Below are 6,576 nucleotides of genomic sequence, written 5' to 3' on the forward strand. Positions count from 1 at the left end.
GTACGCAACTGGGTTTGGGGAGATAAGCGTAAGCACCTCCTTAATGGAGGTCGCGGCGATGCGCCACATTTTAGCCACAATTGTGACAAGGTCGTAACGGCCGATAAAAAAGCCCGGAGCATCGCTGCTCCGGGCTCTGATGGTTAACGCTCGAAGGAGGCTCAGCCTTCTTCGGTGTCTTTCAGGGCAGCGCCAAGAATATCGCCGAGCGAAGCGCCGGAGTCGGCAGAACCGAACTGTTCGACGGCTTCTTTTTCTTCAGCGAGTTCGCGTGCCTTGATCGACAGCGACAGGCGGCGCGACTGCGGATCGAGCGCGATGACGCGAGCGTCGATTTTATCGCCAATGGCGAAACGCTCAGGACGCTGCTCGTTACGGTCGCGGCTGAGGTCGGATTTACGGATGAAGGCTTTCGGGCCGCCATCGGTACCGACGCGCACTTCGATGCCGCCATTCTCGACCGCGGTCACGGTGCAGGTGACGTCATCGCCGCGTTTCAGCTCGCCAATCGCATCCATCGGATCATTGGCAACCTGTTTGATACCGAGCGAGATACGTTCCTTGTCCGGATCAACATCGAGGACTTTGGCCTGAACGACCTGACCTTTCTGGTAATCCTTGATGGCGTCGTCGCCGGAACGTTCCCAATCGAGATCGGAAAGGTGGACCATGCCGTCCATGTCGTCGTCGATGCCAACGAACAGGCCGAACTCGGTGATGTTCTTGACTTCGCCTTCGATGACAGAGCCGATCGGGTGTTTCTCGGCAAAGCTTTCCCACGGATTGGAGAGGGTCTGCTTGAGGCCGAGCGAAATGCGGCGCTTGCTCTCGTCAACTTCGAGAACCATGACGTCGACTTCCTGACCAGCCGAAACGATCGAGCTGGGGGGCACGTTCTTCTTGACCCAGGACATTTCCGAGACGTGGACGAGGCCTTCGATGCCATCTTCCAGTTCGACGAATGCACCGTAATCGGTGATGTTCGTGACCTTGCCGTGGAACTTGCCGCCCATCGGGTATTTCGCTGCAACACCTTCCCATGGATCGGGCTGGAGCTGTTTCATGCCAAGCGAGATGCGCGAGGTTTCCGGGTTGATCTTGATGATCTTCACCTGAACCGTGTCGTTGACATTGAGGACTTCGGACGGGTGGTTCACCCGGCTCCAGCTCATGTCGGTGACGTGAAGAAGGCCGTCGACGCCCGGGGCGAGTTCGACGAAGGCACCGTAATCGGTGATGTTCTTCACGACGCCATCGCGCTCGTCACCCTCGTTCAGGTCACGGACGACTTCCTGGCGATGTTCAGCACGATCCTCTTCGAGAACCGAGCGGCGCGACACGACGATGTTGCCGCGGCGCTTGTCCATTTTCAGGATCTTGAAGGGCTGGGTGATATTCATCAGCGGGCCCGCATCGCGAACCGGACGAATGTCAACTTGCGAACCCGGAAGGAAGGCCACCGCACCGCCGAGGTCGACAGTGAAGCCGCCTTTGACACGGTTGAAGATGACGCCTTCGACGCGGTCTTCGTCTTCGAATTGCTTTTCGAGGCGCTCCCAGGCTTCTTCGCGGCGGGCGCGGTCGCGGCTGATGACAGCCTCGCCTTGGGCGTTCTCGATACGGTCGATGAAGACGTCCACTTCGTCGCCAACCTTGATGCTGACTTCAGCACCCGGATCAGAGAACTCACGAAGAGGAACGCGGCCTTCGGTCTTCAGACCGACATCGACGATGGCCATGTCTTTTTCGATACCAGTGATACGGCCTTTGACGACCGTTTGTTCGAAGGTCTCCTTGTCAACGACGGACGCTTCGAACATTTCCGCGAAATCGTCGCGGGACGGGCTAAGTGTTTCGGACAAAATGTGCCTCGGGACGGCAGGCGGACCTGCCAGGGTTGGGCCCGGACTTCCTTTGCTATGTCACGGAAGGGCTCGGGCGGGTTGAACATGGACGGCGCGAGAAACGGGACGATCAAACCTCAGATGGTGAAACCCGTAGACTTACGCGCGTCGTTCTCCCTGGCTCGATCGGACCCGCAGGCACGCTGCCCGCGAATGGCGGCGTTATACACATGGGGGAATGGGGGGCAAGCCTTTGGCCGCCTTCCATTTGGCGGCTTCTTTCAGGATGAGTTTGATGTGGTTTCAGTTGCTCGCGGGCACGGCGCCCGAGACACCGAGTGCCTGATCGATATGCCGGCAGGCCCGAGCAAAAACGGCATCCGCATCAAGGGTCGTCGTATCGATGAAATGGGCATCGGTCGCGGGCCGCATCGGCGCGGTTGCCCGGCCCGAATCCCGCGCATCCCGGCGGCGGATATCTTCAAGCACCGCATCGAGCCCCATCGCATTGTCGCGCTTTTCCAGCTCCAGCCAGCGGCGTTTCGCACGCTCCTCGGGGCTTGCTGAAATATAGAGCTTTACCAGCGCATCGGGACAGACGACCGTCCCGATATCCCGGCCATCAAGGACCACACCGTTTGAGCCTTTGGGAGGATGGGCCGCAAAATCGCGCTGGAATTCGAGAAGGGCCGCGCGCACCTCTGGCTGGGCGGCCACGATTGATGAGGCGCGGCTGACATCAGGTGTGCGTATATCGGCGCCATCGATCTGGTCGAGTGAGAACGCCCGCGCCACACGGGCGGCATCTTCCTCATGACGCGGATCAAGGTTCTGCGAGAGCAGGATCCACCCCACACCGCGGTAAAGAATGCCGGTATCGAGATAAGAGAGGCCGTAATAGGTGCAGAGCCGACGGGACAGCGTCCCCTTGCCGCTAGCAGCAGGGCCGTCCACGGCAATGACGATCGGCCGGTTCTCAATCATCCGCTCTACCCTCTAGCGTGACGTGTCCTGCGCGGGCGATTTGTGACGCTGAGCTCGCCCGAAAGCAAGAAGCAGGTGTCAGCCGCCTAAATCTCCTGTGCCGATGATCCGGCCGGACATCAACGCTCCTGTTCTTCTTCCAGAGGCGTTATCCACAATTCAGGTGTGCGTCAGTCACGCCATGTGGATGATGTGGAAATCAGCCTCAACCCGTGCCCTAGCATCGTGCGGTTGCACCGCAAGAGACGATAATCGTCCAGATACACCCACGGTAGCAACAGTTTGTTGCTCTTACGCCACAAGAACGGTGTCGTGGCTACAAATGATTCGATGATCTTAACAAGCCTGTTGATATCCACACTTTCGCTGTGGAAAACAAATCCTTGGGTATGTTGGGGTTTGGTCATGACTGATCGTGTTGAAAAACAGATCTATCTATCAACGCATCGCAAGTCACTGCGTCGGCGCTTCGCACAGATGCCGCCTTCGAAGAAGGCAGAGCTGGCAGTCTTTGCCTCTGTAGGCGTGACGGCTTTCGTGCTGGTAGGAATGCTGGTCGCCTAAAGACGGCTGCATGATCGATGATAGTTGAAAAAGGCGCCCTCAACGGCGCCTTTTTCATTTTATGGTTAACGGCGTGACGCCCGTCACATCCGCCCCTCACCCCGCCTGCTACCTCATCCTTGTTGCTGATGATGGCAGCACGGAATTTTAGAGGAGAGAGACCATGACCAATTTTGCCCCGCGCACCGCGACCTTCGCCGCTTTCGCTCTCGTCGCCTCGGCGGTCGCAGCGATTTCCTACAGCCCCGCTGCCGCACAAGAAGCCGCCCCCTCGCCGCAGGATATCTCCACAGAGGTCGCAAGCTTCACCCAGTCTGTGATGATTGAAGTGAACACGGATTTTGCCCAGCCAACCCCGGCACTGGAAGCGCGCTTCGCTGCGCTGGATGACAGCTCAGCTATCAAGCCCGACCTGAGCTATGCCCAGAATGATCAGGACCAGGAAGAAACTGTCACTCAGGTTGCGGCTAACTGGTAATCCCTACCGCCCCTGCTCGAAATCATAGACTTCCTCGCCGATGAATTTGTCGGCGAGGTCTTCTTCCATATCGATCTCGGTCAGGAACCAATCGCGGAGATCCTCGGGCACATCCTCAATCGTGAAGGTTCCCTGCACGGCCTCATCGCGCGAGAAGGCCGTCAGGTCTGCAAGATCCTGCCCCGTCAGATTGATCTGATAGCCGAGCTCAAGCCGCTGCAGCTCTGACATGATCGGCGCACCCGCCCACATCCGGGCGGCAAAATCATAGGCGCCTTCCTGCCGGGACCATTCAACCGCATCGAGCCCAGGGGCAGCACGCCCCCCAACACCCTGCACTGAATGGCAGATTACACAGCCCTCGCTGACGAACAGGGATTTGCCGCGCCGCGCGTCCCCGACCATGGCGAGAGGCGTCACCTCGACCGAAGTGACTTCGGAGGTGTCACCACCACTCATCTTGCCGACGAAGAAACCAGCTATCAGGGCCACAGCGATGCCCCCGTAAAGAATAGGGTTCTGCATGGATCTCTCCTTCCTGTCGCAGTGTGCTCTTAGCCGCTCTTTCACGTCACGATTTGAGAAATCTCAAATTTCCACAGTGCCGCAGGAGGCCGCTCAGATCCCTTCCACCATTTGACTGGCGCGCAACGATTCCTGCTGCCGGGCTCGCGCTTCTGATCGCGCCGCTCGATCCGCTTTTTTCGTCAACAACCCTGTCCTGGCTGGCACACAAAAATAGACCAGCACACCAAATGTAATTGCCTTTGAGACGATCAAAGAAAGGTCCGCCCCAACGATCAGCAGCAGTGCCGGCACCATGAGAACCAGAAAAATCTCACCTCGTGCCGTGCCATAGCGGCTCTGTTCAAGCTTCGCGACCCAGATACCAATCAGACCGAAAAGCAGCATTCCGTAATAGCCAAATTGCTGGAAGGCCTGCGAGAACCCCATCGGTGAGAGGTAATTGAGCTGCTCAGTGAAATAAGCGAATTCGAACTCGCTCTGCCGCAGGAAGAGCCCCTGCTTCGTCGCACTGCCGACAAGCGAGGCCGGCACAAATTGCTGCACGAAGGCGTTCCAGAAGATCGACCCATATTCATAATACTGGGTCAGGCTGGTGCTATAGATCCGGTACATGGCGCCAGCGATTTCTGTGTTCTCGAATGTTTCGCGGGAAGAAAGCGCTTGGGCGAAAAGGTCGGAAATATCTGAATTACGCCCCTCCTCCGTCCGCAATAAGGGAAAGAGACGCATCGCCACCATCATCCCGGCGATGGCCCCAACCGCCGCGATCCTGCCCAGCCGGATCCGCGTATAGTTGATGATGAAATAGCCATAGAAAATGCCAAGCGTGAGCACCTCCGTTCGGCGAAACAGGAAGAGGACGTTCATCATCGGGATCAGACCGAAAAAGAGCCCGAGATAGAGGTGGTACATCTTCCGTGTACGCGCCCAGAGCCACATCTGGATGACAATCGAGACATAGGTGAAGCGGATCACGAACACGAGATAGGTCGGCAACCCTTCGAAATAGATTGAGTAAAAGCCGCCGCTCAGCAGGTAATTCCGCACCCCGCCGCCAATCCGCGCGAGCATGAAGAAAGCGATGATTGCGATAATCCCAAGGGCAGCCGAGGTCAGGTCGAGAAATCGTTCCTGCCGACGGGTCGGCGGCATGAAAAGTGGCCGCTCCCGCCTGACTTTTGGTCTAGCCAGATAGTAGCCAGCAAGGCCGAAAATCGAAGAACCAGTGAGCAGAATCAATGTCGTCGAGACGACACCTGTGTTCCTGTACACTTCGTACACGTAGCTGCCGGACTGGATGATGGCGATGAGCTGAAAGAGCACGAAAGCGACGAACACACCTGCAAACAGGAACGGGAATTTCATCAGATGGATGCCATGTGCATTGCGAATGGCAATGACAAGCAACCCGAGGGTCAGCCCATAAGTGATCAGGAGTTCAGTGCTCATGCCCCGTTCCGATTGCCGCGCGACTGGCGCGCAGGAGATGCCGTCATCTCCCCCTACCAGCCGCCGTCAAGGCGAGGCAAACACTATCAAGACAAGCAAATGACCGCATTCCGGGCCATTTTGGTCTGAGAGAATTTCTGTTTTTTCTCGAAGGCGAAACGGCGTTTAGCGCAACCTGATGATCTCTACCTGGTCAGCCAGATCCTGATTTTCGGTATGCCGGACTCGGACGGTCACGTCGTCGCCCGAATAGCCCTCTTCGATGAGCATATTTCGAACCGCCATCGCCCGATAATACGCAAGGCGCTGCTTGCTCGTATACGCGCCGTCCTGAGCGACAAAGTACGATGTGATGGCCATGGGATTTTTGTCTTCACCCACAACCTGATTGAAATAGCCTTTGATCAGCCGCTCAGACTCCTCATCGACATCGACTGTCCTGCCGATGAATTGCAAGGTCAGTTTCTCACTGCTCTGGAAGACGAGAGCGGCGTGCTCGGTTGTCTCCTTGACGCGCTCGTCCTGCTCGATGGTGATGACTTCGGTCTTATCAAGGTTGGTGGACTCCCCGACGGGGTTCTCAACCCGCACATCAACGATCTTTAGCGAGAGCACGAAAATCGCAATCGCAAGAATAATGAGAAGAAACGTCACGACCATGACGATCGTCGACAGGGCGTCGACGAAACCCGGCCAGTGGTTTTCTTCTGCCTGTTCTGCCTTCGCCAT

7 protein-coding genes are annotated in these 6,576 nt (G+C 57.2%); 2 read left to right on the forward strand and 5 right to left on the reverse strand.

The genetic code is table 11. From position 1 onward, the window contains the following. Positions 1–161: 161 nt before the first annotated feature. Together rpsA and cmk are read right to left on the reverse strand one after the other, a co-directional pair. Positions 162–1,862 carry a 30S ribosomal protein S1 gene (gene rpsA, locus DX908_RS07160; RefSeq protein WP_116391719.1) on the reverse strand — a complete coding sequence of 567 codons (1,701 nt, stop codon included), beginning with the start codon at positions 1,860–1,862 and terminating at the stop codon, positions 162–164. Between the two features lie 285 nt (positions 1,863–2,147). After that, positions 2,148–2,810 carry a (d)CMP kinase gene (cmk, locus tag DX908_RS07165; RefSeq protein WP_116393022.1) on the reverse strand — a complete coding sequence of 221 codons (663 nt, stop codon included), beginning with the start codon at positions 2,808–2,810 and terminating at the stop codon, positions 2,148–2,150. Positions 2,811–3,233: 423 nt separating this feature from the next. Between cmk and DX908_RS16310 the strand changes: the two genes are divergently transcribed. Both DX908_RS16310 and DX908_RS07170 read left to right on the forward strand, forming a co-directional pair. Then, complete coding sequence (locus DX908_RS16310) at positions 3,234–3,392, forward strand: hypothetical protein (RefSeq protein ID WP_158548568.1); 159 nt, start codon at positions 3,234–3,236, stop codon at positions 3,390–3,392. A 163-nt stretch (positions 3,393–3,555) separates the two neighbouring features. Beyond that, complete coding sequence (locus tag DX908_RS07170; RefSeq protein WP_116391720.1) at positions 3,556–3,870, forward strand: hypothetical protein; 315 nt, start codon at positions 3,556–3,558, stop codon at positions 3,868–3,870. Between the two features lie 3 nt (positions 3,871–3,873). Here DX908_RS07170 and DX908_RS07175 read toward each other — a convergent pair whose 3' ends face one another. The 3 genes from DX908_RS07175 to DX908_RS07185 form a co-directional block, all read right to left on the reverse strand. After that, the gene (locus DX908_RS07175; protein WP_116391721.1) at positions 3,874–4,395 is read right to left on the reverse strand and encodes a c-type cytochrome; all 522 of its coding nucleotides are present in this window, start codon (positions 4,393–4,395) and stop codon (positions 3,874–3,876) included. 93 nt (positions 4,396–4,488) lie between these two features. After that, a complete protein-coding gene (locus tag DX908_RS07180) occupies positions 4,489–5,847 on the reverse strand; it encodes a hypothetical protein (RefSeq protein WP_116391722.1) in 1,359 nt (452 codons plus the stop codon). Positions 5,848–6,012: 165 nt separating this feature from the next. Beyond that, entirely contained in the window at positions 6,013–6,576 is a 564-nt protein-coding gene (locus tag DX908_RS07185; protein ID WP_116391723.1) for a hypothetical protein, read from the reverse strand.

It is taken from the genome of Parvularcula marina, from assembly GCF_003399445.1.
Classification (GTDB): domain Bacteria; phylum Pseudomonadota; class Alphaproteobacteria; order Caulobacterales; family Parvularculaceae; genus Parvularcula; species Parvularcula marina.